The 26,197-nt window shown below is 63.7% G+C and carries 19 protein-coding genes and 1 pseudogene; 14 read left to right on the top strand and 6 right to left on the bottom strand.

All coding sequences use genetic code 11. The features are described 5' to 3' along the window. The 13 genes and pseudogenes from murD (at position 1) to ligA (ending at position 18,842) form a co-directional block, all read left to right on the top strand. Entirely contained in the window at positions 1-1,401 is a 1,401-nt protein-coding gene (murD, locus tag ACSZOQ_RS03930) for a UDP-N-acetylmuramoyl-L-alanine--D-glutamate ligase (protein WP_439924727.1), read from the top strand. Positions 1,402-1,606: 205 nt separating this feature from the next. Further along, entirely contained in the window at positions 1,607-2,758 is a 1,152-nt protein-coding gene (gene ftsW / locus ACSZOQ_RS03935) for a putative lipid II flippase FtsW (protein WP_439924728.1), read from the top strand. A 74-nt stretch (positions 2,759-2,832) separates the two neighbouring features. Next, positions 2,833-3,930, top strand: a pseudogene (gene murG, locus ACSZOQ_RS03940) (undecaprenyldiphospho-muramoylpentapeptide beta-N-acetylglucosaminyltransferase); the annotation flags it as partial. A 322-nt stretch (positions 3,931-4,252) separates the two neighbouring features. Beyond that, a complete protein-coding gene (murC, locus tag ACSZOQ_RS03945; RefSeq protein WP_439924729.1) occupies positions 4,253-5,656 on the top strand; it encodes a UDP-N-acetylmuramate--L-alanine ligase in 1,404 nt (467 codons plus the stop codon). A gap of 2 nt (positions 5,657-5,658) precedes the next feature. Beyond that, positions 5,659-6,579 (top strand): UDP-N-acetylmuramate dehydrogenase, encoded by a 921-nt coding sequence (murB, locus tag ACSZOQ_RS03950; RefSeq protein ID WP_439924730.1) that lies wholly within the window; start codon positions 5,659-5,661, stop codon positions 6,577-6,579. A 4-nt stretch (positions 6,580-6,583) separates the two neighbouring features. Further along, positions 6,584-7,573 (top strand): D-alanine--D-alanine ligase family protein, encoded by a 990-nt coding sequence (locus ACSZOQ_RS03955; protein WP_439924731.1) that lies wholly within the window; start codon positions 6,584-6,586, stop codon positions 7,571-7,573. Positions 7,574-7,942: 369 nt separating this feature from the next. Beyond that, positions 7,943-8,959 (top strand): cell division protein FtsQ/DivIB, encoded by a 1,017-nt coding sequence (locus ACSZOQ_RS03960; protein ID WP_439924732.1) that lies wholly within the window; start codon positions 7,943-7,945, stop codon positions 8,957-8,959. Then, positions 8,956-10,278 (top strand): cell division protein FtsA, encoded by a 1,323-nt coding sequence (gene ftsA / locus ACSZOQ_RS03965; RefSeq protein WP_439924733.1) that lies wholly within the window; start codon positions 8,956-8,958, stop codon positions 10,276-10,278. The genes ACSZOQ_RS03960 and ftsA overlap by 4 nt, the downstream gene beginning before the upstream one ends. 90 nt (positions 10,279-10,368) lie before the next feature. After that, complete coding sequence (ftsZ, locus tag ACSZOQ_RS03970; RefSeq protein ID WP_439924734.1) at positions 10,369-12,186, top strand: cell division protein FtsZ; 1,818 nt, start codon at positions 10,369-10,371, stop codon at positions 12,184-12,186. Positions 12,187-12,521: 335 nt separating this feature from the next. Then, positions 12,522-13,478 carry a UDP-3-O-acyl-N-acetylglucosamine deacetylase gene (lpxC, locus tag ACSZOQ_RS03975; RefSeq protein ID WP_439924735.1) on the top strand — a complete coding sequence of 319 codons (957 nt, stop codon included), beginning with the start codon at positions 12,522-12,524 and terminating at the stop codon, positions 13,476-13,478. A gap of 393 nt (positions 13,479-13,871) precedes the next feature. After that, positions 13,872-14,786, top strand: a complete 915-nt coding sequence (locus ACSZOQ_RS03980; RefSeq protein WP_439924736.1) for an outer membrane protein assembly factor BamD — start codon at positions 13,872-13,874, stop codon at positions 14,784-14,786. Between the two features lie 216 nt (positions 14,787-15,002). Then, complete coding sequence (recN, locus tag ACSZOQ_RS03985) at positions 15,003-16,688, top strand: DNA repair protein RecN (RefSeq protein WP_439924737.1); 1,686 nt, start codon at positions 15,003-15,005, stop codon at positions 16,686-16,688. Between the two features lie 6 nt (positions 16,689-16,694). Further along, positions 16,695-18,842, top strand: coding sequence for an NAD-dependent DNA ligase LigA (ligA, locus tag ACSZOQ_RS03990; RefSeq protein ID WP_439924738.1), 2,148 nt, complete (start codon positions 16,695-16,697; stop codon positions 18,840-18,842). Positions 18,843-18,886: 44 nt separating this feature from the next. On the opposite strand, the gene ACSZOQ_RS03995 is transcribed toward ligA, so the two are convergent. The 3 genes from ACSZOQ_RS03995 to galE all read right to left on the bottom strand — a co-directional run bounded on the left by ACSZOQ_RS03995 (position 18,887) and on the right by galE (position 22,595). Further along, positions 18,887-19,591 carry a fumarylacetoacetate hydrolase family protein gene (locus ACSZOQ_RS03995; protein WP_439924739.1) on the bottom strand — a complete coding sequence of 235 codons (705 nt, stop codon included), beginning with the start codon at positions 19,589-19,591 and terminating at the stop codon, positions 18,887-18,889. Positions 19,592-19,659: 68 nt separating this feature from the next. Continuing rightward, complete coding sequence (locus ACSZOQ_RS04000) at positions 19,660-21,462, bottom strand: ABC transporter ATP-binding protein (RefSeq protein ID WP_439924740.1); 1,803 nt, start codon at positions 21,460-21,462, stop codon at positions 19,660-19,662. 122 nt (positions 21,463-21,584) lie between these two features. After that, positions 21,585-22,595, bottom strand: a complete 1,011-nt coding sequence (galE, locus tag ACSZOQ_RS04005) for a UDP-glucose 4-epimerase GalE (RefSeq protein WP_439924741.1) — start codon at positions 22,593-22,595, stop codon at positions 21,585-21,587. A 128-nt stretch (positions 22,596-22,723) separates the two neighbouring features. Between galE and ACSZOQ_RS04010 the strand changes: the two genes are divergently transcribed. Beyond that, positions 22,724-23,770 carry a glycosyltransferase family 4 protein gene (locus tag ACSZOQ_RS04010; RefSeq protein ID WP_439924742.1) on the top strand — a complete coding sequence of 349 codons (1,047 nt, stop codon included), beginning with the start codon at positions 22,724-22,726 and terminating at the stop codon, positions 23,768-23,770. Here the strand turns inward: ACSZOQ_RS04010 and ACSZOQ_RS04015 are convergent. The 3 genes from ACSZOQ_RS04015 to waaF all read right to left on the bottom strand — a co-directional run bounded on the left by ACSZOQ_RS04015 (position 23,752) and on the right by waaF (position 26,028). After that, entirely contained in the window at positions 23,752-24,294 is a 543-nt protein-coding gene (locus tag ACSZOQ_RS04015) for a D-glycero-alpha-D-manno-heptose-1,7-bisphosphate 7-phosphatase (RefSeq protein WP_439924743.1), read from the bottom strand. The two genes, ACSZOQ_RS04010 and ACSZOQ_RS04015, sit on opposite strands and share 19 nt — an antisense overlap. Next, on the bottom strand, positions 24,291-24,884 hold the full coding sequence (locus tag ACSZOQ_RS04020; protein ID WP_439924744.1) for a D-sedoheptulose 7-phosphate isomerase: 594 nt from the start codon (positions 24,882-24,884) through the stop codon (positions 24,291-24,293). The genes ACSZOQ_RS04015 and ACSZOQ_RS04020 overlap by 4 nt, the downstream gene beginning before the upstream one ends. Positions 24,885-24,954: 70 nt before the next feature. Continuing rightward, entirely contained in the window at positions 24,955-26,028 is a 1,074-nt protein-coding gene (gene waaF, locus ACSZOQ_RS04025) for a lipopolysaccharide heptosyltransferase II (protein ID WP_439924745.1), read from the bottom strand. Positions 26,029-26,197 lie beyond the last annotated feature (169 nt).

Raw genomic sequence — 26,197 nt, forward strand, 5'->3', positions numbered from 1 at the left:
TTGATCCCCGCCACTTCTTTCGCCGGCAAGACGGTCGCGGTGTTCGGCCTCGGCGGCTCCGGCCTTGCGAGCTGTCACGCGCTGAAGGCCGGTGGCGCGGAAGTCATCGCCGGCGACGACAACGCCGACAATCTCGCGAAGGCGGTGCAGGCCGGTTTCATCACCGCGGATCTGCGCACGGTGTCGTGGGCGAACTTCGCCGCGCTGGTGCTCGCGCCCGGCGTGCCGCTGACCCATCCGACGCCGCACTGGAGCGTGCTGGCGGCGCGACAGGCGGCCGTCGAGGTGATCGGCGACATCGAACTGTTCTGCCGCGAGCGCAAGCGTCATGCGCCGGGCGCACCTTTCGTCGCCATTACCGGCACCAACGGCAAGTCCACCACCACGGCGCTGGTCGCGCATCTGATGCGTGAGGCCGGGCACGACGTGCAGATGGGCGGCAACATAGGCACCGCGATCCTGTCGCTGGAGCCGCCGCGCAAAGGGCGCGTGCATGTTATCGAGATGTCGTCGTACCAGATCGACCTCACGCCCTCGCTCGATCCGACCGTCGGCATCCTGCTCAACATCAGCGCAGACCACCTCGATCGTCACGGTACCATCGAGAACTATGCCGCTGTGAAGGAACGGCTGATCGCCAGCGTGCAGCCGCATGGCACGGCTGTCGTTGGCGTCGACGATATCTGGAGCCGCGCCGCGGCGGATCGCATCGAACAGGCCGGCAAGCGCGTGGTGCGAGTCTCGGTGAAGCGGCCGCTGGCGGACGGTATCAGCGTCGATCACGACAGGATCGTCCGGTCCTCAGGCGGTGCGCAGACCGAAATCGCCGATATCGGCGGCATCGGCTCGCTGCGCGGGCGGCACAACGCGCAGAATGCCGCGTGCGCTTCTGCGGCGGCGCTCGCGCTCGGCGTCGGCCGCGATGTTTTGCAACAGGACTTGCGCAGTTTTCCCGGCCTCGCGCACCGCATGGAGCAGGTAGGACGCAAGAGCAACGTGCTGTTCGTCAACGACTCCAAGGGCACCAACGCCGACGCCACCGAAAAAGCGTTGTCGTCTTTCTCCGATATTTTCTGGATCGCCGGGGGCAGGCCGAAAAGCGGCGGCATCGCCGCGCTCGCTGAATTCTTCCCGCACATCCGGAAAGCCTATCTGATCGGAGAGGCGGCGCAGGAATTCGCGGTGACGCTCGAGGGCCAGGTGGCTTACGAGATCAGCGGGACGTTGGATGCCGCGGTGCCCGCCGCCGCGCGTGATGCGGAAGCCTCCGGTCTTGCGGACGCCGTGGTGCTGTTGTCGCCGGCTTGCGCCTCGTTCGATCAGTTCCGCAATTTCGAAATCCGTGGCGACCGTTTCCGCGAGCTGGTGCGGGCGCTGCCGGGCGTGACGCCTGTGGCGTGAGGCGGTACCTCGGTTATTCTCACGTCGTCACCCGCGAAGGCGGGTGATCCGGTATTCCGTAAGGGTCTGCGAATGATCGGCGTACCGGATGCCCGCCTTCGAGGGCACGACAGACGAACACTCCCTAAAACTTGTTCTGTGTCCTTAACCGGCCGGTAACCACGATGGGGGACCAATGGATTGGTCTCCGCCCGCAGGACCCGTCATGATTTCACGCGAACAACGCACGCCGCTCTCGGAATGGTGGTGGACCGTGGATCGGTTGCTGCTGGCGGCCATGGTGCTGCTGATGCTCACCGGCGTAGTGTTGTCGCTGGCAGCCAGTCCCTCGGTCGCGACCCGCATCGGGCTCGATCCATTTCACTTCTTTCATCGTCATGTGCTGTTTCTGCTGCCGTCGATTGTCGTGATGATCGGCGTATCGTTCCTGTCGCCGCGCCAGATCCGGCGCTCGGCGCTGATCGTGTTCGCGCTCAGCATCGTGCTCATCGTGGTTACGCTCGGGTTCGGCCCGGAGGTTAAGGGCGCGAAACGCTGGATCACGATCCTCGGCGTCAACATCCAGGCTTCGGAATCTGCAAAACCGGCCTTCGTCGTGGTGGCGGCGTGGCTGTTTTCAGAGTCCGCGCGCAAGCCCGAAATGCCGGCAACCTCAATGGCGCTCGCGCTGCTTTTGGGAATGGTGACGCTGCTGGTCATGGAACCTGACTTCGGCCAGACCATGCTGATCCTGATGGTGTGGGGGGCGCTGTTCTTTATCGCGGGGATGCGCATCGTCTGGGTGTTTAGTCTCGCAGGCACGGCGATCGCCGGATTGTTCGCCGCCTATATGCTGGTGCCGCACGTCGCGGCTCGTATCCAGCGCTTCATGGATCCGGCGTCGGGCGACACCTTCCAGGTCGATACCGCGATGGAGGCTTTCGGCAACGGCGGCTGGTTCGGGCTCGGGCCCGGCGAGGGCATTGCCAAGCGGAGTCTTCCGGACAGTCACACCGACTTCGTATTCGCGGTCGGCGCGGAGGAATTCGGCATCATCATGTGCCTCGCGCTGCTCGCGCTGTTCACCTTCATCGTGATGCGCACGCTGTCGCGGGCCTACGCGTCGGAGGATCTGTTCTCGCGGTTCGCTGCGTCCGGGCTCGCGATCATGTTCGGCGTGCAGGCAGCGATCAACATGTCGGTCAACCTGCATCTGATTCCTGCCAAGGGCATGACGCTGCCGTTCATTTCCTATGGCGGCTCGTCGATGGTCTCGCTCGCTTACGGCGTTGGCTTGATGCTGGCGCTGACGCGACAGCGTCCGCGCACGGAAATGGAATCGATCGGCGATGCTACGGCGGCCGCCAGCTACGCTTGACGTGGCGCTGCTGAAGCAACTCCGTTTTTGTCGCGGGCTCGCAATAACAGAAGAAATCTGCGACGATTGAGTCCATGACCACCACACCTCTCATCCTGCTCGCCGCCGGCGGAACCGGGGGACACCTGTTTCCAGCTGAGGCGCTCGGCGTCGAACTGATGAAGCGCGGCCTGCGCGTGCGGTTGGTGACGGACTCGCGCGCGCTACGCTACAGCGGGTTGTTCTCGAAGGACATGACCGACGTGGTGCCGAGCGAGACGGTGCGCGGCCGTTCGCCGCTGGCATTGGCGCGCACCGGTCTGACGCTCGCAACGGGCACCGTCGTCGCGCTCAACCTGATGCGTCGTCTGAAGCCGGCCGTTGTGATCGGATTCGGTGGCTATCCGACATTGCCGCCGCTGATCGCCGCGCGTCTCGCTGGCGTTCCGACCGTGATCCATGATGCCAATGCGGTGATGGGCCGCGCCAACCGCTTTCTGTCGCGCCGCGTCAGCGCCATCGCCACCTCGCTGCCCGGCGTGCTCTACAAGGAGCCCTCGCTGATCGGCAAGACCACGACGACCGGCACGCCGATGCGGCCTGCGATTCTCGCGGCCGCCGCCTTGCCCTTTGCCGCACCTGGTCCGAACGATCCCTTGCGCGTGCTCGTTGTCGGCGGCAGCCAGGGTGCGCGCGTCATGAGCGACGTTGTGCCGGGCGCGATCGAAACGCTTGAATTGGTACTGCGGCGGCGGGTGGTTTTGACGCAGCAGGTGCGCGACGAAGACATGGCGCGGGTGCGCCCGGTCTATGACCGGCTGAAGATCGAGGCGGAGCTTGCGCCGTTCTTCGCCGATCTGCCGGCACGGCTGGCGTCGAGTCACATCATCGTCTCCCGCTCGGGTGCGGGCACGGTGGCCGAACTCGGAGCCATCGGACGTCCCTCTATTCTGGTGCCGCTGCCGGGCGCGATCGATCAGGACCAGTTCGCCAATGCCGGCGTGCTAGCGGATGCCGGCGGCGCGATCCGGCTCGTGCAGGCGGACTTCACGCGGGAGCGCCTCGCGGCTGAATTGTCCGCGCTGGCCGAAGATCCGGCACGGCTTGCAGCCATGGCGGCGGCGGCGCGCACGGTGGGCCGTCTCGACGCGGCGGAGCGGTTGGCCGATCTGGTGATGCGGGTAGCGGGTCTTGTACCCAAGCCATTGAATGCATTTCAGGTCGAGACTGAACGTGCTCTTTTGCAGCTATTGGCTGGCTTCCCGTCAGATCAAATTAAGCGCGAACCCATATTGGGGCCAAAAGACTCTTTCATTCGAATCGCTATCGGTGGAGGCTTAGAATTCTATATTTACGAGGATGGCGCAGCAATTTCGGGGCGGGGACTCGACAAACGTTTTGAGATTTACGATTACGCTGATCTAACGGCCCTCCGGAACGCGTTCCTTGAAGCAGTACGCGCTGTGATTTGAGCCAAGCGGCGTTCAGGGCCGTATTACCATTGACGAGGCTCCCATGAGACTGCCGCGCGAAATCGGCCCCATCCATTTCATCGGTATCGGCGGCATCGGCATGAGCGGCATCGCCGAGGTGTTATGCAACCTCGGCTATACCGTGCAGGGCTCGGATGCCTCCGAAAGCGCCAATGTGGCGCGCCTGCGCGAAAAAGGCATCAAGGTCACGGTCGGCCACCGGGCCGAGAACGTGAACGGTGCGGACGTGCTCGTCGTCTCCACCGCGATCAGGCGCGACAATCCCGAACTGATGGCGGCGCGCGCGCAGCGCATTCCGGTGGTGCGCCGCGCCGAGATGCTCGCGGAACTGATGCGGCTGAAAAGCTGCGTCGCCATCGCTGGCACCCACGGCAAGACCACGACCACCTCCATGGTTGCGGCGCTGCTCGACGCCGGCGATTTCGATCCCACCGTTATCAATGGCGGCATCATCAATGCTTACGGCACCAACGCCCGGCTCGGTGCCGGTGAGTGGATGGTGGTGGAAGCGGACGAGAGCGACGGCACCTTCCTGAAACTGCCGGCCGATGTCGCCATCGTCACCAATGTCGACCCTGAGCATCTCGATCACTTCAAGACCTTCGACGCCGTGCAGGACGCATTCCGCGCGTTTGTGGAGAACGTGCCGTTCTACGGCTTTGCGGTCATGTGCATTGATCACCCTGTCGTACAGAGCATGGTCGGCAAGATCGAAGACCGCCGCATCATCACCTACGGTGAGAATCCGCAGGCCGACGCGCGGCTGGTCGATCTTGCGCCGAACGGCGGCGGCTCGCATTTCAAGGTCGTGTTTCGCAACCGCAAGACCGACGCCGCCCATGAGATTTCCGATCTGGTGCTGCCGATGCCGGGCCGCCACAACGCGCTGAACGCCACGGCGGCAATTGCGGTGGCGCACGAACTCGGCATTCCCGACACCACCATCCGTAGCGCGCTCGCGGGGTTTGGCGGCGTCAAGCGCCGCTTCACCAAGACCGGCGAGTGGAACGGCGTCAGCATCATCGACGACTACGGCCATCATCCGGTCGAGATCGCTGCGGTGCTGAAAGCGGCACGCGAGTCCACTGGAGGCAAGGTTATCGCCGTGGTGCAGCCGCATCGCTACACCCGCCTGCAATCGCTGTTCGAGGAATTCTGCACCTGCTTCAATGACGCGGATACCGTTGTTGTTGCTGACGTCTATCCGGCGGGCGAGACGCCGATTGAAGGGATCGACCGTGACCACTTCGTGCTCGGCCTGCGCGCCCACGGTCACCGCGAAGTGGTGCCGCTGCAAGAGTCCGCGGCGCTGGCGGGCGTCATTGCAGGTCTCGCGAAGCCCGGCGATTATGTCGTGTGTCTCGGCGCCGGCAACATCACGCAATGGGCCTATGCGCTCCCGGGCGAATTGAAGGCGCTGGGATGATTATGGCTGCTTTTCCCGACATCACGACCAAACTGAAATCGCAGATGCCGGAGCTGCGGGGGCGGATGCTGGCGAACGAGCCGCTGGCGCCGCTGACATGGTTTCGCGTCGGCGGGCCGGCGCAGGTGCTATTTACGCCGGCGGACGAGAACGATCTCGGCTATTTCCTGCGGCATTTGCCGGAGGAGATTCCGATCTATTGCATCGGCGTCGGCTCCAACCTGATCGTGCGCGACCGCGGCCTGCCGGGCGTGGTGATCCGCCTGTCGGCGCGCGGCTTCGGCGAGATCACGACCGATGGTGACACCGTGCAGGCCGGCGCTGCCGCGCTTGACAAGCGCCTTGCAGAAGCTGCGGCCGCGGCGGATATCGGCGGGCTCGAATTCTATTTCGGCATCCCCGGCACCATCGGCGGCGCGCTGCGCATGAACGCCGGCGCCAACGGCAGCGAAACCAAGGATGTTCTCGTCGAAGCCCGCGCGGTCAGCCGCCGCGGCGACAAGGTGACCTTCGACAATGCCGGCATGAAGTTCGAATACCGCAACAGCGCGATCTACCCCTCCGTTATCTTCACCGGTGCGACGTTTCGCGGGCGCAGGGCCGCGCCGGAGGCGATCCGCGCGCGTATGAAGGAGATGCAGATCCACCGCGAGACCGTGCAGCCGATCCGCGACAAGACCGGTGGCTCGACCTTCAAGAATCCGTCGGGGCAGAGCGCATGGAAGCTGATCGATGCCGCCGGGATGCGCGGCTATCGCGTCGGCGGCGCGCAGGTCTCAGAAATGCACTGCAATTTCCTCATCAACACCGGCGACGCCACCGCGCGCGACATCGAAACGCTGGGCGAGACCGTGCGTGTGCAGGTGAAGAAGCACGCAGGCGTCGATCTGCATTGGGAAATCAAGCGGATCGGGTTGGAGTAGGTCGATGCGCATCACCATTCTTTTTGGCGGCAGCAACAAGGAACGTCTGGTCTCGGTGGCCAGCGCGCAGTCGCTGCATCGCGCGCTTCCGGACGCGGACCTTTGGTTTTGGGATATGCGTGACGATATCCATACCGTGCGTTCCGAGGCACTACTTGGTCATGCGCGGCCGTTCGAGGATGAATTCGTCCCCGGCGATTCCGGGGGGCCGCTGGAGCAGGCGCTCGATACGGCGAAGGTCGAGGATCGCGTGCTGGTGCTTGGCCTTCATGGTGGCCGCGCCGAGAACGGCGAGCTGCAGGCGATGTGCGAACTGCGCGGCATTCCTTTTACGGGCTCTGGCTCGGCCGCCTCGCACCTTGCGTTCGACAAGGTTGCGGCCAAGCGGTTCGCGGCGCTGGCGGGCGTCACCGTGCCCGCCGGCGTACCGCTGCACGATATCGACCGCGCGTTCGCCGAGCATGGCCGACTGGTTGCAAAGCCAGCGCATGACGGATCGAGCTATGGCCTGATCTTCGTCAACGCGGCGCAGGATCTCGTCGCCGTTCGCCAAGCAGCGAAGAGCGAGGAGTATGTGATCGAGCCGTTCGTGTCCGGCATCGAGGCGACCTGCGGCGTGCTGGAGCGCGCTGACGGCACGGTGATCGCGCTTCCGCCGGTCGAGATCGTGCCGGCGGAGGGCCGGTTCGACTATGCATCGAAATATCTGGCCCAAACGACGCAGGAGATTTGCCCCGGGCGATTTTCGCCTCATGTCGCCGCGCAGATCATGGATCATGCGCTGCGGGCGCATCGCGCGCTGTCCTGTCGCGGTTATTCCCGCACCGATTTTATCGTGACCGGTGAAAAGCCGGTCTATCTCGAAACCAACACCCTGCCGGGTCTGACCGCGGCCTCGCTCTACCCCAAGGCGCTTCATGCGCAGGGGATCATGTTTGCAGATTTTCTGCGCGATCAGATCGTGCTTGCCGAAAAGGCCGTGCGCCCGGCTTGAAGGTTCGGTCCGGCGGTCGAGGGAACCCCGCCCGGGGGATGCGGGCGACCGGGACCGGGATGTGTAAGGAAAGCTGCAAGGCATTCTTTTATCGCGTCAAAACACGGCCTGATCGCACCAGATTTACCTTTTGTTTACCAGTAAGCCCGAAGGTTAACGCTGGCGGCGCATGTGGCGTTTGGCTGCCGGGGCGCGAGCTGTGGCGGATTTCCGCTTCGCGATCGCATCGAGGGAATGGCGGACCTGCCGCGAGGTCGGCGCCCCCGTCCGGCATTGCCAGGTGGTCCCGCGTGTCTCCGATTTGAGTTTCCTGCATTCGCCGCGAGTTTCAAAAGCGGGGCGGGGCAAAAGGTGTGGCGAGATCGCGCAATGAATGGTGGAGGACGCCTCGATCGGTCGTTGGGATCGCCGGGGTCCAAGTCTGGCCTGCTGAAAGGGGTTGACCTGCTGAAGGAGGCCGACCTGATCAGGCTGGCCGCCAGCGGTGCGGGCATTTTGCTGCGCGAGCAGATCGCGAAGCTGAAACGCGCTCGGGCGGAACGCCTTGACGCGCGGAATCCCAACCGCGCGATTGCTATTCTCGAGCGCCATGTCCCGCGTCGGCTCGGTGCAGCCCTGACCGTTATCGTCCTCGCCGGCAGCGCCGCGCTCGGCGTCATAACGGGCGGGCACGTCGATGCAGCGATCGCGGGCTTGAGCGACACGCGCAATGCGCTCGCCAATGCCGCTGGCTTCCGCATCACGTCCGTCACCGTCAACGGCCGCAAGCAGTTGACGCAAGACGAGGTGTTGGCCGTCGGCGGCGTCAATGGCCGTTCCTCGCTCTTGTTCCTCGATGCCGCCGGCGTGCGCGATAGCCTGAAGGGTGATCCGTGGATCGCGGATGCGACCGTGTTGAAGCTTTATCCGGGCGCGCTGCAGATCGACATCACCGAGCGTCGTCCTTTCGCTCTGTGGCAGGAGGACGGCAAGCTATCGGTGATCGCGGATGACGGAGTCGTGCTCGAGCCCTACGTTACCCGCCGCTTTGCGTCGCTGCCGCTCGTGGTCGGCAAGGGGGCGGAAACCCGCGCCAAGGATTTCCTCGCACTGGTTGCGAATTATCCCGTGGTGAACAGCCAGCTCAAGGCGGCGATCTTTGTTGGTGAGCGGCGCTGGAATCTGCGCCTCAAGGATGGACTCGACATCCGGCTTCCGGAGACCGATGTCGGCCGCGCGCTCGCCGCTCTTGTAAAATATGACAGCGAAGACAAGCTGTTGTCGCGCGATATCACCGCCATCGACATGCGGCTGCCCGACCGCATGACCGTGCGGCTTTCGGAAGAGGCTGCGAAGGCGCGCGAAGAGCAGTTCAAGAAGTCCAGCAAAAAGGCCGGCAGCGCATGACCGGCCTCGACCGCAACCAGACTCCGAAGACGCGGCCGATGCAGCACAATCGCAGCGCATTGGTGGCGTCGCTGGATATTGGAACCAGCAAGATCGCCTGCATGATCGCGCGGCTGAAGCCGAGCGCGCCGAACGACGCTCTGCGCGGACGAACCCACGCGGTCGAGCTGATCGGCTACAGCCAGATCCAGTCGCGTGGCATGAAGGCCGGCGCGGTGGCCGATCTCGCCCAATGCGAGCAGGCGGTGCGCCAGGCAGTGTCGCTGGCCGAGCAAATGGCAAAGGTTCGGGTCGAATCGGTGCTGCTGCCGGTATCGGCCGGGCGGCTGCAAGGACAGTTGATCGAAGCGGCGTCCGACATTCAGGGCGGCGCGGTCACGCCATCGGACATCAGCCGCGTCACCTCGACCGGCATGCATCACGCCACCGCTCCCGGACGCACCGTGCTCCATGCGCTGCCCGTCGGCTATTCGCTCGACGGCGTGAAGGGCATCCGCGATCCCCGTGGCATGGTGGCGCGCCGTTTCGGCGTCGACATGAATGTGGTGACCGCGGAGGCGACGGTCGCGAAAAACCTGATGCTGGCGGTCGAGCGCTGCCACCTCACCGTCGAAGCCATGGCGGCCAGCCCCTATGTGGCCGGCCTGTCCGTTCTGACCGACGACGAAGCCGATCTCGGCGCCGCGGTCGTAGAGATGGGAGCGGGAACCACGACGATCGCGATTTATTCGGCCGGCCGCTTCATTCATGCGAATGGTTTCGCCGTCGGCGGTCATCACGTCACGATGGATCTCGCCCGAGGGTTGGGTGCGTGCATTGCGGATGCCGAGCGAATCAAGACGTTATATGGCACGGTGCTGACGGGTGGGTCCGACGTACGCGAACTGATGACGGTTCCGGCAGCCGGAGACAGCGACAGTGACGCGCCTCAGGTCGTATCGCGCGCGACCATCGCAAACATCGTGCGTCAGCGCGTCGAGGAGATTTTTGAGATGGTCAGGGACCGGCTCGCGGATTCCCCTTTCGCCGCCGAGCCGCGGGCGCGGGTTGTATTGAGCGGCGGCGCGTCGCAGCTCACCGGCGTTCCCGAACTCGCCACGCGCATCCTCGGCCGCCCGGTCCGCATCGGTCGCCCGCTCGGGTTTGGCCGGCTACCCAACGAGGCCAAGAGCGCGTCGTTCGCGGTTCCTACCGGCCTGCTGGTGTATCCGCAATACGCACATCTCGAACATGTTGAGCCGCGGCACACGCGGCAGCTTCGCACAGGTACGGACGGTTATTTCGGAAAGGTCGGACGATGGCTCCGGGAGGGCTTCTGATGAATTTTCCGCTGATTGCAGATTTCCATCAACTCCCGCGGTCGACGACCGTTGGCACAGCGACACCGCGCGCGTAATCGAGAGGCAACCATGACCATCAATCTCAACGTTCCCGACATTCATGAGCTGAAGCCGCGGATTACCGTATTCGGCGTCGGCGGCGCTGGTGGCAACGCGGTCAACAACATGATCACCGCCGGATTGCAGGGCGTTGATTTCGTGGTTGCCAACACCGATGCGCAGGCGCTGACCATGTCGAAGGCGCAGCGCATCATCCAGATGGGTACGCAGGTGACGCAGGGTCTCGGCGCGGGCTCGCAGCCGGACGTCGGCGCGGCCGCGGCGCAGGAGGTCATCGACGAAATTCGCGATCATCTCTCAGGCGCGAACATGGTGTTCGTCACCGCGGGAATGGGCGGCGGCACCGGCACCGGAGCTGCGCCCGTGATCGCCAAGGCCGCGCGCGAGATGGGGATCCTGACCGTCGGCGTCGTCACCAAGCCGTTCCACTTCGAAGGCCAGCGCCGCATGCGCACCGCCGATTCCGGAATCGGCGAGCTGCACAAGGTGGTCGATACGCTGCTGATCATTCCGAACCAGAACCTGTTCCGGGTCGCCAACGAAAAGACCACCTTCGCCGACGCCTTCGCGATGGCCGACCAGGTGCTCTATTCGGGCGTCGCCTGCATCACCGATCTGATGGTCAAGGAAGGCCTGATCAATCTCGACTTCGCCGACGTCCGCGCGGTGATGCGCGAGATGGGCAAGGCGATGATGGGCACCGGCGAAGCCTCCGGCGAGAAGCGCGCGCTCACCGCCGCCGAAGCCGCGATTGCCAATCCGTTGATCGACGACTCATCGATGAAGGGCGCCCGCGGCCTTCTGATCTCGATCACAGGCGGCAAGGACTTGACGCTGTTCGAGGTCGACGAGGCTGCCACCCGCATTCGCGAGGAGGTCGATCAGGACGCGAATATCATTGTCGGCGCCACCTTCGACGAGAGCCTTGACGGCATCATCCGGGTATCGGTGGTCGCTACCGGCATCGACCAGAGCACGATTGCGCGCAACGCGGGCACGCCGGCCGCCAAACCGGTTTCTGCTGCGCCGGCCGCGCCGGCCACGATGGACACCCGTATGGCTGATTTGACCGCGAAGCTCCGGGAGGACCAGAAGCGTCAGGCTGCTCTGGCTGCTGGTCAAGCGCAGAAGGTGGCCGAGCAGCCGCGTCCAGTTGCTCAGGCCGTCCAGGCAGCTCAGCCTCCCGCGTCGGGCGCCAATGTCGAGCGTGCGGCGCTTGAGGCGATTGCCGCGGCGGTCGCCGAGCCGATACAGTCATCCGCTCCGGCTCCCGTCCAGCAGGCGTCTTACGGCGACGTCACCGTTCGGCCGATCGCGCAGAAGCCGACGCTGTTCCCGGATCATGATCCCGCACCGCGCGAAAGCCACGAGCCGCCGCCTCCGGAGAACTTCATCCCGCAGGCGGCCGAACGCGCGCCCCTCCGCGCACCGCGGATGCCGAGGATCGAGGAACTACCGATGCCCGCACAAAACGAAATCCGTCAGGCGAGGGGTGAGGCCGAAGGGGAACATCCGCAGAAGAGCCGGCTGTCGCTGTTACAGCGCCTCGCTAATGTCAGCCTCGGCCGCCGTGACCAGGACACCGAGCCTCCGATCGCGGCCAGAGCCTCGGGACCGGCAATGGCTCCGATGCCGCCATTGCCGGAGCGCCGGCCGCAACGCAGCGTCGCCGAGCAGATGGCGGGTAATGAACCGGTATCAGAGTATGCCAGGCGCCCAGCACCGCAAGGACTGGACGCCCACGGTCGTCCGGCCCCGGTCGCGCCCGCGCCACAAGGGGATGACCACCTGGATATCCCCGCTTTTCTGCGCCGCCAGGCCAACTGAGATCTGTAATAATTCGAAATCGGAAGGGCTTCGGCGATTTGCCGGAGCCCTTCTTTTTTCTTGATCTGATATATTACTATTTGTTTGCAAGTGATTGCAGTTTAACAAAAAATTATGTGTTTAATGTTCCGATTTACGGTCGACCGGACCGGCAAATTTGGTCAACCGGCGGCGTGATTGCGGCGGGCATGGGGTAACAATTGGTAAACAAGCGTGAATTGGCGCTCTTTGGGGCAACCGGTATGTTTTAGCAGTGACTTTGGGGATCACGAATCGATTCGGCGCCTTTCAGGCGAGGAATTCGGCATTCGGGATGAGTCACTTGGGCATGGGTTATGAAATTCAATCGCCAGACGACGCTTCGTTCGCGAGCCACCGTGACGGGTGTCGGCGTTCATTCCGGATCACCGGTCAGTCTGACCCTGGGGCCTGCTTCGATCGACGCAGGTTTTATTTTTGTCCGGAACGGCGCTGATGGAAATGACCGGCGGGTGCGAGCCGTCGCGAAATCCGTCACATCGACTGAATTCGCCACGGTGCTGGGGGACCAGCAGGGCCCGCTGGTTTCCACCGCCGAACATGTTCTTGCTGCGTTGCGGGGCATCGGTGTCGATAACGCCACGATTGAAATCGACGGGCCTGAAGTGCCGATCATGGACGGCAGTTCGGCCGCATTCGTCGCCGCGATCGATCAGGCTGGCATTGTCGAGCAATCTGCGGCGCGCCGCTTCATTCAGGTGTTGAAGCCGGTGCGGGTAACGAGGGGCGATGCGTTCGGCGAACTGCGTCCATACGGACGCGGGTTCCGCGTTGAAGTCGAGATCGACTTCGCCAATCCGGTGATCGGCCGCCAAGAATATGCCGTCGACCTCAACCCCGAAAGTTTTCGTCGCGAAATCAGCCGCGCGCGCACCTTTGGCTGCATGAACGATGTCGCGAAGCTTTGGAGTGCAGGCTTCGCGCGGGGCGCGTCCTTTGAAAATTCCATGGTGTTCGACGACGAGCGCCTGTTGAATACCGGCGGCCTGCGCTACGCCGACGAGTGCGCGCGACACAAGGTGCTCGATGTGATCGGCGATCTTGCGCTCGCAGGGATGCCGCTGATCGGCGACTATCGCTCGGTGCGCGGCGGGCACAAGCTCAACCATGCCGTGCTCACGGCCCTGATGGCCGATCGGACCGCCTGGCGAGTGGTCGAGGGCCAGCCGGCCTCGCGTCCGCGCAGTCAGGGCGAAGCGGTCGGCGGAATGGTGGGCGGCATGGTTGCGGCCTACGGTCCGAACGTGTCCTGATCCGCGGGGGCACGGAATTATCCTCCGACCCATACGCCTGACGCGCGCTTTGCACTGTCCGGTTGCGTTTTATCGCCGCGGTTGCCGGAGCCACTCCCTCGGTCGTCTCTGAGCGTTTCGCCTTAATCCCGGCGAAATACCTGCGTACCCGGTTGGTTAGTGGATTTGTTTCGGCTATAGCGTTTTTGAGCGAAGCGGATACCGGTTCGCGTCAAGAAAACGCATCAAAACAAGAAGCTGGAGCCGGGCTTTGATTCATCGAGGCCGGAATAGCTCCAGAACGGGTTCGCGGTCGAGAGACAGCGTGCCACGGGGTTTGGTTGGCGGGTTTGGTTGGTTATCGTGCCTGGGGCGGCATCGGTCACAGCATCACGGACGTCAGGTTTTTCATCGATGTTAGCTAAGCGTATGGCGCTCGGACGGATCGCGTCGACGGATCGCACCGGTCTCCTCGATCGGCTCGGCCGTAAACTACGGCTCGTCGTCGGTCTCGCGGTTTTGGGGGCGACCCTGAGCGGCTGCGGGACGGGCGCGCTGTGGGACAAGTTCATGGCGAAGGACGAACAGACCTTCAGCGATGAACCGGCGGACAAGCTCTACAATGAGGGCTTGTTCCTGATGAACAATCAGCGTGACCTCAAGGCTGCGACGAAGAAGTTCGACGAGGTCGACCGCGAGCACCCGTATTCGGAATGGGCGCGGAAGTCGCTCCTGATGTCGGCCTACGCATCTTATCAGGCCGGCGACTATGATACCTGCATCGGCTCGGCATCGCGCTACGTTACGCTGCATCCCGGCAGTTCCGACGCCGCCTATGCGCAATACCTGATCGCGGCCTCGAACTACGACCAGATTCCGGATATCTCGCGCGACCAGGCCCGTACAGAGAAGGCGATGGCCTCGCTTGAGGAGGTGATCCGCAAATATCCGACGTCCGAATATGCCGGCGAAGCCAAGAAAAAGCTCGAGGGCGCCCGCGATCAGCTCGCCGGCAAGGAGATGGCGATCGGCCGCTACTACATGGAGCGGCGCGACTACACCGGCGCCATCAACCGCTTCAAGACCGTCGTGACCCGCTACCAGACCACGCGACACGTCGAGGAGGCGCTGGCGCGGCTGACCGAGGCCTATATGGCGATCGGAATTGTCGGCGAGGCGCAGACCGCCGCGGCCGTGCTTGGCCACAACTTCCCAGACAGCCGCTGGTATAAGGACGCCTACAATCTCGTGAAGTCGGGCGGGAGCGAGCCGAGCGAGAATCGGGGCTCCTGGATCAGCAAGGCGTTCAGGAAGATGGGACTCGGCTAGTGTCCCGATTCCGAAGTTCGCATATCCTCGCAGCTCTATGATTCTAGTGGGGTTTGGGTTCAGAAGTTCGCTTGACGGACTCGGTTGGCAATGAAGGGAACTTCTGAACCACCACACTAGTCCGCTTGGCTGGTTTCCTGATTCGGAGTTCGCTAGACTTTATGCCACGCTCCTCAGCGAATCTCTGAACGACACTTTGGCAGGAACCGGTTTCCGATGCTTGCGCGCCTTTCGATCCGCGACATCGTCCTGATCGAGCGGCTCGATATCGAGTTCGCCTCCGGCCTTGCGGTGCTGACCGGCGAAACCGGCGCGGGAAAATCCATTCTGCTCGATGCCTTCGCGCTGGCGCTCGGCGGTCGCGGTGACGCCGGGCTGGTCCGCCACGGCGCGGAGCAGGGACAGGTTACCGCCACCTTCGATATTCCAGAAAACCATCCGGCCGGCGCGATCCTCGCCGCCAACGACATTGACGGCTCTATTTCTGAAGGTTCGGGCGAGATGATCTTGCGCCGGGTGCAGCTCGCCGATGGCCGCACCCGCGCCTTCATCAACGACCAGGCGATCAGCGTGCAGACGTTGAAGGCGGTCGGCGCTGCGTTGGTGGAAATTCACGGCCAGCACGACGAGCGGGCGCTGGTCGATGCTTCGACCCACCGACGGCTGCTCGATGCCTCTGCCGGGCTGGAGACCGATGCCGCCGCGCTTGAGGTGCTGTGGGAGGCCCGCCGCAGCGCTCGTGCGGCGCTCGACGATCACCGTGCCGGCATGGAGCGCGCCGCGCGCGAGGCTGACTATCTGCGCCATGCTTCCGACGAGTTAAGACAGCTCGCCCCGCAGGACGGAGAAGAAACTGCGCTTGCCGAACGCCGGACCACGATGATGGCCGGCGAGAAGATCGCGGCCGACCTGCGCGAGGCGCAGGACGCCGTCAGCGGCAACGGTTCGTCGGTGAGCGTGCTGGCGGCGGCGGTGCGGCGGTTGGAACGGCGGGCCGCGAATTCGCCGCAACTGGTCGAGCCGGCGGTCAGGGCCATTGATGCCGCCATCAACGCGCTGGAGGAGGCGGACCAGCATCTCGCGGCGGCGCTCGTTGCCGCCGATTTCGACCCGGCTGAACTGGAGCACATCGAGGAACGGCTGTTCGCGCTGCGCGCGGCGTCACGCAAATATGCGACGCCGGTGGACGGGCTCGCGGCGCTCGCCGCGAAATACGCCGCCGACGTCGCGCTGATCGACGCCGGCGCGGATCGACTGAAAGTTCTGGAGAAGGACGCGACCGAAGCCGACAAGCGCTATGCGGCGGCAGCCGCAAAACTTTCCACAGCGCGCATCAAGGCCGCGGAAAAACTCGACAAGGCAGTCAACGCAGAGCTTGCGCCGCTGAAGCTCGAGCGCGCGACATTCACCACGCACATCGAGTCGGATCCGGCATCGCCGGGACCGCAAGGCTTCGATCGTGTCGAGTTCTGGGTGCAGACCAATCCGGGCACCCGGCCGGGGCCGCTGATGAAGGTCGCCTCCGGCGGCGAACTGTCGCGCTTCCTGCTGGCGCTGAAGGTGGTGTTATCTGACAAAGGCTCCGCGCCGACGCTGGTGTTCGACGAGATCGACACCGGGGTCGGCGGCGCGGTGGCGGACGCCATAGGCGCGCGGCTGGCGCGGCTCGCCCGCAAGGTGCAGGTGATGGCGGTGACGCACGCGCCGCAGGTCGCGGTGCGCGCCGACCAGCATCTGCTCATTTCAAAGGACGCGCTTGATCGCGGCAAGCGCGTCGCCACCCGCGTCGCGACGCTGGCTGAGGATCACCGCCGCGACGAGATCGCTCGGATGCTCGCTGGTGCGGAGATCACGGCGGAGGCCCGCGCCGCCGCGGACCGGCTGCTGAAGGCGGCGGGGTGAGTCGCTATGGCGGCAAAGCCCAGAACGTCGCCTGTCATCGCTTCCCTCACAAAGGCGCAGGCGAAGATCGAGCACAAGCGCCTCGCGCTGGAGATCGAAGCGCACAACGAGCGCTATTACCAGAAGGACGCGCCGACGGTGTCGGACGCCGCATACGACGCGCTGCGGCAGCGGCTTGAAGCGATCGAGGCGCGCTTTCCCGATCTGATCACGGCTAATTCGCCGACCCAGACTGTCGGCGCAGCGCCCGCCCGCGGTTTTGCGAAAGTGCAGCACGCGGTGCCGATGCTGTCGCTCGGCAACGCCTTCAGCGACGAGGACGTCGCCGAATTCGTCGAACGCATCCAGCGTTTCCTGAAACTCGACGCGGACGACATTCCCGCCATTGTCGCTGAGCCGAAGATCGACGGGTTGTCGCTGTCGCTGCGCTATGAGCATGGCGAATTGGTGCGCGCAGCCACACGCGGCGACGGCTTTACCGGCGAGGACGTCACCGCCAATGTGCGCACCATCAAGGACGTGCCGCACAGGCTGAAAGGCCGCGCCATTCCCGCCACCTGCGAGCTGCGCGGCGAGGTTTATATGCTCAAGACCGACTTTCTCGCGCTGAATAAAAAGCAGGAAGAGGCCGGCGACACTGTGTTCGCCAACCCGCGCAACTCGGCGGCCGGCTCGCTACGCCAGAAGGATGTCGCGACCACCGCATCGCGGCCCTTGAAATTCTTCGCCTATGCATGGGGGGAAATGACGGATCGGCCCGCCGACACCCAATACGACATGCTGGAGTGGCTCAGGAGTGCCGGCTTCGTTGTCAATCCACTGATCGAATTGTGCAGCAGCGTCGAAGAGGTGCTGGCGTTCTATCGCCGGATCGGCGAGCGGCGCGCCTCGCTCGGCTACGACATCGACGGCGTCGTCTACAAGGTCAACCGGCTCGACTGGCAGGAGCGCCTCGGCTTCGTGTCGCGTTCGCCGCGCTGGGCCATCGCGCACAAGTTCGCTGCCGAGCAGGCGACCACAGTGCTCAACGGCATCGACATCCAGGTCGGCCGCACCGGCGCGTTGACGCCGGTGGCGCGGCTCGAGCCAGTCACCGTCGGCGGCGTGGTGGTGCAGAACGCTACGCTGCACAACGAGGATTACATCAAAGGCATCGGCAATGACGGGCAACCGATCCGCGATGGCGTCGATCTCCGCATCGGCGACACCGTGGTGGTGCAGCGCGCCGGCGATGTGATCCCGCAAGTGGTGAGCGTGGTGATGGATAAGCCGCGCGGCAAGCACAAGTATAAGTTCCCCGACACTTGCCCGATCTGCGGCAGTCATGCCGTGCGCGAGGAGGGCGAAGCGGTGCGCCGTTGCACCGGCGCGCTGATCTGCCCGGCGCAAGCGGTGGAGCGGCTCAAGCATTTCGTCTCGCGCCTCGCCTTCGATATCGACGGCCTCGGCGAGAAGCAGATCCAGGAATTCTATGACGAGGGCCTCATCATGCATCCCGTCGACATCTTCACGCTGCAGAAGCGCGACGCGCGCGCGGTGAAGAAGCTCAGGGATCGCGACGGGTATGGCGAGACCTCGGTGCGCAACCTTTTCGCTGCCATTGATGCCCGCCGCAAGATCGAACTGAACCGCCTGATCTTTGCGCTCGGCATCCGTCATGTCGGTGAGGGTAACGCCAAACTGCTGGCGCGACATTACGGCGGTATCGAGAGTTTCCGCGCGGCCATGGCGGAAGCGGCAGCGGCGCAGATGGAGGAGGGCAATGAGTCCGAGGCCTATGCCGATCTCAACAACATCGCCGGCGTCGGCGAGATCGTTGCCGACGCGGTGGTCGAATTCTTTGCCGAGAAGCGCAATGTCAAGGCGCTGAACGAACTGCTCGAGGAGATCGAGGTGCTTCCGGTCGCGCAGGCGCGCAGCGACTCGGCGGTGGCCGGCAAGACCGTGGTGTTCACGGGCTCGCTGGAAAAATTCACTCGCGACGAGGCCAAGGCCTCGGCTGAGCGCATGGGCGCGAAGGTCTCGGGCTCGGTGTCGAAGAAGACCGATCTCGTCGTCGCGGGCCCCGGCGCGGGATCGAAGCTTAAGGATGCCGAGAAGTTTGGCGTAAAGGTGATCTCCGAGGACGACTGGCTGAAGCTGATCGAGGGGTAGGGCGTTCGCAAGTTGGATGCGTCGGGAATGGAATAGCAGACCGCTCAAGCCGCCGCTTGACCGATCGTCACCTTTAGCGTGCCGACGCCGTCGCAGCCGCATTCGATCCTGTCGCCGGGCTGGAGCCGGGAGACGCCGGCGGGCGTGCCGGTCATGATGATGTCGCCACGCTGAATCTCGACCTGTTGCGAGAGCTGCGAGATGATCTCCGGCACGTTCCAGATCATCTGGTCGAGATCGCCTGACTGAGTTTCCTTGCCGTTGACCGTAAGCCAGATGCGACCCTTCGATAGATGGCCGATCTTCGCGGCTGGCTGGATCGGGCTCGACGGCGCGGAGTGATCGAACGATTTTCCGATTTCCCAGGGCTGCTCCTTCTTGCGCGAGGCGATCTGCAGATCGCGCCGGGTAAGGTCGATTCCGACGGCGTAGCCGTAGACGTGATCGAGTGCCTTGTCGGCGGGGATGCGCAGGCCTCCGCCCTTCATCGCGACGATCAACTCGACCTCGTGATGCAGGTCGCTGGTCAGCGGCGGATAGGGGATGACCGCGCCGTCGGCTTCGATCATGTCGGCGTGTTTTGCAAAGAAGAACGGCGGTGTGCGTTCGTCGTTTCCCATCTCGCGGATATGGTCGAGATAGTTGCGGCCGACGCACCAGATACGGCGGACCGGAAAGGACTTGCCCTCGCCCACGACCGCAATGGCGGGTTGGGGCGGTTGTGGAATCACGAAAGACGCTGTGCTCATGCGACTCTCCGCAGTCTGTAAGCGGCTGGGCGACGGAATGGTCGGACCTGCGGCCCGCGAGATCGAGCTTACGCCGATGCGCTGAGAGGAGCCAGAGCCGGCGCGTCGCGATGCTGCAGGCGAAAGAACGACGCATAGCGTCCGTCGCGCCGCAGCAGGTCGTCGTGCCGGCCGCGCTCGACGATCTCGCCGCCTTCGACTACCAGGATGGCGTCGGCATGCATGATGGTGTGCAGGCGGTGCGCGATCACGATCGTGGTGCGATTCTGGCAGAGATGCCCGATCGCTTCCTGCACCTGCTTTTCGGATTCGGAATCGAGCGCGGCGGTGGCCTCGTCGAGCAGGATGATCGGCGCGTCCTTGATCAGCGCGCGCGCCACAGCGACCCGCTGGCGCTGCCCGCCGGAGAGTTGGGTGCCGTGCTCGCCCACGGGCGTGTCGTAACCGAGTGGAAAGCTCATGATGAAGTCGTGCGCGCAGGCTGCTTTCGCCGCCGCGATGATCTCGTCCTCGCCCGCGCCGGGGCGACCGAACGCGATGTTCTCGCGAATGCTGGCGCGAAACAGGTAAACGTCCTGTCCGACATAGGCGGTCTGCTGGCGCAGCGATGTCCGCGACACGCCGGAGATGACCTGTCCGTCGATCAGAATGTCGCCCTTGGTGACCTCATACAGGCGCAGCAGCAGCGCCAGCACGGTGGATTTTCCCCCGCCCGACGGGCCGACCAGCGCGGTCATCTTGCCGGGCTCCGCGACGAAGCTCATGCTGTTGAGGACGGTCTCGTCCGGACGATAGGCGAACGTGACGTCCCGCAGTTCGACGCAAGCGGTCGTCAGGTTCAGCGCCGGCTTGTCGCTGTCGTCGGGCTCGCTGGCGGGGCTGTCGACGATTTCCAGAAGCTTGCGCGCACCGATCAGGCTGCTGTTGAGTTCGATATTGAGGCGGGCCAGCCGCTTGGCCGGTTCATAGGCCAGCAGAAAGGCGGTGAGAAACGAAAAGAACTGGCCGGGTGTCGCGCCCATGGCGACGACGCGATAGCCGCCATACATCAGCCCGCCTGCGATGGCGAAACCGCCCAGCGTTTCCATCAGCGGACTCGCGCGGTTCGAGACCCGCGCCATCTTATTGTTGGTCTGCTCGACAGCAGTGATGCTGGCGTCGATCCGTTCGCTCATGGTCCGTTCGAGCGTGAACGCCTTCACGGTGCGGATTCCCTGCAGCGACTCCTGCATGGTCTCCATGATGTCCGTGGTGCCGCTGAACTGGTTATGGGCGAGCCCCTTGACGCGCTTTACCAGCTTGCGCAGCACAATCATCGCCGGTGGCGCTACCAGAAGGCCGAGCAGCGCCATGTACGGATCCTGCGTCACCATGACGATGACCAGCCCGATCAGCGAGAGCAGGTCGCGGCCGACGGCGTTGATCAGCAGACTGAGCACCTGTGTGACGGAATTGGCGCCGGCCGTCAGCCGTGCCAGAAACTCCGACGAATGCCGCGCCGAGAAGAAGCCGATGCTTTCGCTCATCAGCTTGGCGAACAGACGGCGCTGGTTGTTGGCGAGGATCGCGTTGCTGATCTGCGAAAGGATCACGGAATGGCCATAGGTCGCCGCGCCCTTGAGCGTAAAAATTGCGACCGTCACAAGTGACAGAATGACAATATTGCGCACGTCCTTATCGACGTAGGCTTGATTGATAACTGCGCCGAGCAGGTAGGCGGAACCCGCCGTCGTTCCCGCCGAGACGGCCATCAGCGCGAATGCGGCGAGGTAGCGCCGCCAATAGGCAATGCCCTGTTCCGTGATCAGACGGCGAATCAGGATGGCCGCGCCATAGGGATCGTCGGTAATTTTCTTCGGAAGCTCGGTCATCGCGTTCCATTGACGCTGTGGGTCGGCTATCGCCCGTGCGTCAGGGTTGTTGCGAAAGCGTCCGACTCAATGCCTGCAATAGCGCTCTTTTTCAAGCCAAAACCGGGTTTCCGACCGGTTTATCAGGCTAATGCCGCGAGCGCGCCGGTGACGTGCCGCTGCGCCAGCTTCTCTTCCCAAGCCAGCGCGTGCGCGGCGATGGTAGCGAGGTCGTCATATTGTGGCGTCCAGTCGAGCGCCGCGCGAATCCGGCCGGTGTCGGCGATCATGGTCATGATATCGCCGGGGCGGCGGTCGGAATAGTGAATCGCGAAGTTGCGACCACTGACCCGCCGCACCGCTTCGATCGTTTCCAGAACGGAGTAGCCGCGCCCGTATCCGCAGTTCAGCGTCGTCGAAAGTCCGCCGTTTCGCAAGTATGACAGCGCTGCACGATGCGCCTGCGCGAGATCGCTGACATGAATGAAGTCACGGATGCAGCTTCCATCCGGCGTTGGGTAGTCGGTGCCGAACACGTCAATCTTGGCGCGCTGGCCGGTCGCAGCTTCGACCGCGATTTTCAACAGGTGCGTGGCACCCGCGGTTGATAGGCCGATTCGCGCCAGCGGATCGGCGCCCGCGACATTGAAGTAGCGCAGCACCACGTAGCTCATACCATGTGCGGTCGCGACATCGTGCAGCATGATCTCCGTCATCAGCTTCGACGATCCATAAGGCGAGAGCGGCCGGGTCGGCGCCTCTTCCGGGACCGGCATGCGGTCCGGATTGCCATAGACGGCGGCGGTGGACGAAAAGATGAAGCGGTTGACTCTGCATTTGACGGCGGCATTGAGCAGGTTGCGCGTCGTCATCGTGTTGTTGCGGTAGTAGGCGAGCGGATCGCGCATCGACTCCGGCACGACCACGGATCCCGCAAAGTGAATGATGCTCTCGATCCCGTGCTGAGCGATAACGTTCTCGACGAGATTTTCGTCTCCCGCGTCGCCGATGAACAGCGGCACGCCGTCCGGCAGCGCGGACGAGAAACCGGTGGACAGGTTGTCAATCACGACAACATTTTCGCCGGCCTCGGCCAGCGCGAGAACCATATGACTGCCGATATAGCCGGCGCCACCGGTAACGAGCACGGTCATGCGTTCACCTTTCACGAACGATGGCCGCGACGCTATCCCGTGCACTGTGAAAAGGGGGTTTCACGTAAGGCGAACTGGCCACTATGCTTAATGTTGCGTATAGGACATCGGCGAAAGGGAGCGTCCAGGTGCCTGCCGACAACGAAACTGCGCGAGATCTGCAGCTTATCGTGGCGAATCTGCACTGGCGCTATTCAGGCGTCACGGCGACCAGCCGGATGGTGACGCCGCGGCTGGCGAAAATGTTCCGCACAGTTTGGTTCGGCCCCGATGGGCCCGATGGCGTCACGCGTCTGCGTTTTGTGGACCTCCTGAAGCTGCGGCGGCGGCGAGCGTCCGTGATCTGGCACGCCCGGCGCAACAACGATATGATCGCCGGCGTCCTCTTGAAAGCTTTGGGCTGGCCGCTGCGGCTGCTGTTCACTTCGGCGGCGCAACGTCATCACACGTGGATCACGCGGTGGCTGATTGCCCGGATGGATGCAGTGATCGCAACCAGCGATGTCTCTGCGTCATTTCTCAAGCGGCCAGCGACCGTGGTCGCACACGGAGTCGATGCGGATTGCTACACGCCACCCGTCGATCGTACTGCAGCCTTCGCTGAATCGGGATTGCCGGGCCGTTATCTGATCGGCTGCTTTGGCCGGGTGCGCATGCAAAAGGGTACGGACGTTTTCGTGGACGCGATGTGTCGCCTGCTGCCGCACTTCCCGGATTTCAGCGCGGTGATCGTCGGGGCCATTACGCCCGATCAGATCGCGTTCGCCGACGATCTACGGCGCCGCATTGCTGCCACGGGGCTGGAATCGCGCATCCGCATCACCGGTGAACTGCAGATCGAGCAGGTGCAGCGCTGGTATCAAAGGCTGACGATCTTCGCTTTCACATCGCGCAATGAGGGATTTGGCGTCACCTTGATTGAAGCGATGTCGGTGGGAGCGGCACTGGTTGCATCGCGTGCAGGTGCGGCGGAGCTTGTCGTCAACGACGGAGACAACGGCGTACTGGTGCCCCCGGGCGATGTGGGCGCGCTGGTCGTAGCGCTGGAACTCTTGATGTGCGATCCCGAGGTTGCTGCGGCGATGGGACGGCGTGCACGCGAGTTCGTCGTCGCAAACTACAGTCTCGATGCCGAAGCAGCCGGGGTCGCCGCGGTCTATCGCAGAATGCTTTGACGGGCGAGACAGTTCGCGACGAATGCGTCGAGATCGCCGCCTGTGAACAGGAAGCCCGGAATCCCCGCAGCAGCAGCGGCTTCGATATCGCTCTCGCGGTCGCCGACGGCAAAGCTGCCATGTTGTCGCACCGGCCAATGCTGCATCAGGTCGAGGATCATGCCGGGCTTCGGCTTGCGCCAGGGATGATCTTCCAGATATCCGGCGACGCTGCCGTCGGGATGGTGCGGGCAATATCTGAAGTCATCGATTCGTGCGCCTTGCGATGCAAGATGAGACTGCATCCACAGGTGCAGACAGCGAACATCATCCTCGCTGAAGAAGCCGCGCGCAACGCCGGATTGATTGGTGAAGATGAAAACGAAATATCCGGCCTCATTCAGTCGTCGGACGGCCTTGGCGACGCCGGGCATCCAGCGAATACGGTCGCGGGTACCCATATAGCTGTCGTCGTGATTGATGACGCCGTCGCGATCCAGGAATGCTGCGGGCCTGCAATCGGGAGCGTTAACGGCGCCGTTCACTTGTCTCCGACTCCCTCCGCCAGCGCGCTCTCGACGCTGTCGCATATCGCGTGGCCTGCCGTCATGTGGATCTGCTGGATGACAGGGGTGTCGTCGCTTGGCGCAACAAAAAGATGGTCGCAGACGTCTTGCAGGCTCTTGCCCTTGAGGCCGGTGAAACCGACGGTGACGAGGCCGCGCCGACGCGCGGCGGCAAGTGCGGCGAGGATGTTTGTTGATCGGCCAGAGGTGGACAGTGCCAGCAGCACATCGCCGTTCCGGCCGAGGCTCTCGACCTGCCGGGCGAAAATCTGCTCGAAGCCATAGTCGTTGGAGATGGCGGTGAGGGCGGACGTGTCGGTCGTCAGCGCGATGGCGGCGAAGCCGGGTCGCTCTTTCTTGTAGCGACCGACGATTTCCGAGGCGAGGTGCTGGGCGTCGGCGGCGCTTCCGCCGTTGCCGATCAGAAGCACCTTGTTGCCGGAACGAATGGCGTCGATGATGGAGCGTGCAATATTACTCGCAACCGCAAGCAGCGCCGTATCGTTGGCCGCGCGCTCAAGGGCCGCGAGCGATTGCTGAAAATGGGTCGCGATCGGGTTCTGGCTCAAGACGCACCTTAGTCACTATGACGGATATCAGTGGTAATGAGCGCGTCATGCCCACGCAAGTGTGGCTACATCAATGCGAAACGCGGATGCCATCCTTCGCAAGAATCTGTTCCGCGATGGCGACCACCTCGGCTGCTGGAATGTCCCTCATGCAGCGATGGTCGTTCATAGTGCAGACCGGACGATGGCACGGTTGGCAGGGAAGGGGCGTTTTTGCCTGTATCGTCGCTGCGAGTCCGTTCAAAGGTGCCCAGTGATAGGGACTGGTCGGTCCAAAAATTCCCATTGTGGGCGTTCCGAGCGCGGCCGCGACGTGCAGCAGGCCGGAGTCGTTCGAAATCGCGAGCGTAGCCGCCGCCATCGCCAGAATGCCGTTTCGCAAGTCGTGACCCGTCAGATCCCGGACGCGCGAGCCCCCTGCAGCCAAGATTTCGGCAGCAACCGCCTTTTCGTTGGGCCCACCGACGACCCAAAGGTCGATTCCCCGCTCGGCCAGCATCCGGGCGGCCTCGGCGTAGGAGGTCCAGCGCTTGCTGGAGCCGACCGCCCCGGGCGCCAGTGCCACCGCCGGTCCCGTGTCTAGTCCCTGCGCCTGCCGCCAGCGGGCGACATCTTCGCCGGATACCCGAAGCTGCGGCGCGGGCCATTCGGGCGGCCGTTCTGCCCCTTCCGGAAGCGCCAGGGATGCTTTCCTGTCAATCATGCGCGGCAGGGCTCTTTCGCCCCAGCGCCAGCGGTTGAGGAGTCCGAATCGCACTTCGCCGACAAAGCCCACCCGTTCCGGAATGCCGGCGAGCGCAGGCGCAATGGCCGATTTCCAGGTACGCGGCATGACAAGGGCGGTTCCGTATCCCCGCGCGCGCAGCTGTCGGGCGAGACCCCGCTGCTGCGTCAATGCCAGACGGCTTCGAGGCAGGTCCCAAACCACGCCGGCACGCACACCGGGCATATAATCGACCAGAGGCGCGCAGAGCGTTGTCACCAGCATATCCACCGGCCGATTCGGCCAGCGCTGCTTGAGCACCCGAACCACTGTGTGGCCACGGACGAAGTCGCCGATCCACATGTAGGGCACAATCAGAATGGGTCGGGTATCGTCCGGGTCGATGGCAACCCTCGGCTCATTTGATGAATCTGTTTTCATAACTTAACGAATGAGTAACACTGGGCGGATGAAAAATCCTCCCTATCCGGTCCCATGCCGGAGGTAAAGCTGTCTCTTGTGATGCTTCTGGAGAGTGATTTCGCTGCGTCACGCTATCCAAGTTGCCTCACAGGCGGGAGTGGGGCAAACCAGTGGAGTGAATTTGACA

This window comes from Nitrobacter sp. JJSN, from assembly GCF_051912485.1.
Lineage (GTDB): Bacteria > Pseudomonadota > Alphaproteobacteria > Rhizobiales > Xanthobacteraceae > Nitrobacter.

What these genes read in the sequence shown, in the direction of transcription:
- ftsA (WP_439924733.1), top strand. Translation starts at nt 8,956, where the DNA reads ATGACCGGCCTCGACCGCAACCAGACTCCGAAGACGCGGCCGATGCAG.
- murC (WP_439924729.1), top strand. Translation starts at nt 4,253, where the DNA reads ATGAGACTGCCGCGCGAAATCGGCCCCATCCATTTCATCGGTATCGGC.
- waaF (WP_439924745.1), bottom strand. Translation starts at nt 26,028, where the DNA reads ATGAAAACAGATTCATCAAATGAGCCGAGGGTTGCCATCGACCCGGAC.
- ACSZOQ_RS03955 (WP_439924731.1), top strand. Translation starts at nt 6,584, where the DNA reads ATGCGCATCACCATTCTTTTTGGCGGCAGCAACAAGGAACGTCTGGTC.
- ftsW (WP_439924728.1), top strand. Translation starts at nt 1,607, where the DNA reads ATGATTTCACGCGAACAACGCACGCCGCTCTCGGAATGGTGGTGGACC.
- lpxC (WP_439924735.1), top strand. Translation starts at nt 12,522, where the DNA reads ATGAAATTCAATCGCCAGACGACGCTTCGTTCGCGAGCCACCGTGACG.
- ACSZOQ_RS03960 (WP_439924732.1), top strand. Translation starts at nt 7,943, where the DNA reads ATGAATGGTGGAGGACGCCTCGATCGGTCGTTGGGATCGCCGGGGTCC.
- galE (WP_439924741.1), bottom strand. Translation starts at nt 22,595, where the DNA reads ATGACCGTGCTCGTTACCGGTGGCGCCGGCTATATCGGCAGTCATATG.
- murB (WP_439924730.1), top strand. Translation starts at nt 5,659, where the DNA reads ATGGCTGCTTTTCCCGACATCACGACCAAACTGAAATCGCAGATGCCG.
- ACSZOQ_RS04000 (WP_439924740.1), bottom strand. Translation starts at nt 21,462, where the DNA reads ATGACCGAGCTTCCGAAGAAAATTACCGACGATCCCTATGGCGCGGCC.
- ACSZOQ_RS03995 (WP_439924739.1), bottom strand. Translation starts at nt 19,591, where the DNA reads ATGAGCACAGCGTCTTTCGTGATTCCACAACCGCCCCAACCCGCCATT.
- ftsZ (WP_439924734.1), top strand. Translation starts at nt 10,369, where the DNA reads ATGACCATCAATCTCAACGTTCCCGACATTCATGAGCTGAAGCCGCGG.
- recN (WP_439924737.1), top strand. Translation starts at nt 15,003, where the DNA reads ATGCTTGCGCGCCTTTCGATCCGCGACATCGTCCTGATCGAGCGGCTC.
- ligA (WP_439924738.1), top strand. Translation starts at nt 16,695, where the DNA reads ATGGCGGCAAAGCCCAGAACGTCGCCTGTCATCGCTTCCCTCACAAAG.
- ACSZOQ_RS03980 (WP_439924736.1), top strand. Translation starts at nt 13,872, where the DNA reads ATGTTAGCTAAGCGTATGGCGCTCGGACGGATCGCGTCGACGGATCGC.